Origin of the sequence: Noviherbaspirillum malthae (genome assembly GCF_015352985.1) — a bacterium.
Lineage (GTDB): Bacteria > Pseudomonadota > Gammaproteobacteria > Burkholderiales > Burkholderiaceae_D > Noviherbaspirillum > Noviherbaspirillum malthae.
On record NZ_JACYXF010000180.1, the window covers coordinates 1 to 1,437 of the forward strand.

Annotated in this window: 1 protein-coding gene; it reads left to right on the top strand. The window is 57.1% G+C overall.

What is annotated here, in order from left to right:
* Positions 1–60 precede the first annotated feature (60 nt).
* Positions 61–1,404 carry an IS701 family transposase gene (locus IGW03_RS37620; protein ID WP_228536360.1) on the top strand — a complete coding sequence of 448 codons (1,344 nt, stop codon included), beginning with the start codon at positions 61–63 and terminating at the stop codon, positions 1,402–1,404.
* Positions 1,405–1,437: the final 33 nt, after the last annotated feature.

Sequence of the window (1,437 nt, forward strand, 5' to 3'; positions counted from 1 at the left end):
CGGTACTTTGTTGAAAGTAGATTATTGAGGGTCTATGCTGGTAGCAGGAGGTCTGCTGCCATGACTGCTCGTCGCCCCTGCCCAGCTGCACCTGGCCCACTAGAGGACTATGCGGTGCAGTTTGATGCCCTATTTCATTCGCTAGCGCAACGACGTTGCTTCCGCACTTATCTGGCTGGACTGTTAGCACCACGTGACAGGGCCAAGACCCTTACCGCGCTAGCCGGCGCCGAACCGGTAGTACAAGCACAGTCCGCGCCGGTACAACGCATGCAATTCTTTCTTTCGGAGTCGAATTGGGATGTCGATCGGATTGCCCAGCGCACCTTGCAATTGCTGCTAGCCGATCCGGTCATTGCGCCGACGACTGATGGCGTGCTCGTCATCGATGACACCGGCGACCGTAAGGATGGCTGTGCCACCGATCACGTAGCTCGTCAGTATCTCGGCTCGGTGGGCAAGATCGACAATGGCATTGTTGCCGTCACCACGCTGTGGGCCAACGAGCAACGTTATTACCCACTCCACGTTGTTCCCTACACGCCTGAATGCCGTCTGCCAGGCGGCAAGCAAGACCCGGCATTCCATACCAAGCCACGCTTGGCTCTCGAGCTTGTCGAACGAGCCAAGGCAACTGGCATTGCCTTCAAGGCCATCGTGGCTGACAGCGCTTATGGCGATAATCGTCCCTTTGTGCATGTGCTTAACGAGCGCCACTTGCCCTATGTGTTAGCGCACAGTGGCAAGATTGGTCGCGGTTGGGCACCATCGCATCTCGCCCATAGCTTCGAAGATGCAGCGCGTGAATTGCCGTTGCGGTCATGGCAACGCATTGTGCGCCGCTTCCGCGATGGCCATACACAACGTTGGTGGGCAGCTGAGTTGACCTTGTTTAAGTATGGGCCGCACAGACCGATACGTGCCATCTGCGCCACGACTGACCGCCGAACTCTACCAGATCTCAATACCTGGTATCTCACAACAACCCTATCCGAGGAACAGGCACCGTTGGCGCAAGTGGTGCGTTTGTACGGATTGCGCAATTGGATCGAACAAAGCTACAAGCAAATGAAGGACGAGCTTGGCTGGGCTGACTTCATGGTACGTTCTGATCTTGCCATCCGCCGGCATTGGACTCTGGTGTGCTGTGCCTTTGCCTTCTGCTGGTGGCATGAAGCCCGTGACGTTCATTGGCATGAGGAGGTTGCGTCACCGAAAGGGGAAAAAAAACAAGCAAGACCGACCTCGAACGCGATGCTGCTGGCCTCGACTGCTGCGGTCCATTCGGGCTTGGATGACCCCGGCACGTTGGCTCATGTCCTGCTGGCAGGCCTGTTCGGACGCGCGCCCACCACCAGAGCTCGCCGCGCTCTTAGCCTTCCTTACGTCGGGCTGCGGCATTAACCTCTATCTCCGGATTTAACAAAGTACCGCTAG

Bases quoted from the DNA above. Each gene is read 5' to 3' on its own strand.
- IGW03_RS37620 (WP_228536360.1), top strand. From the start codon at position 61: ATGACTGCTCGTCGCCCCTGCCCAGCTGCACCTGGCCCACTAGAGGAC.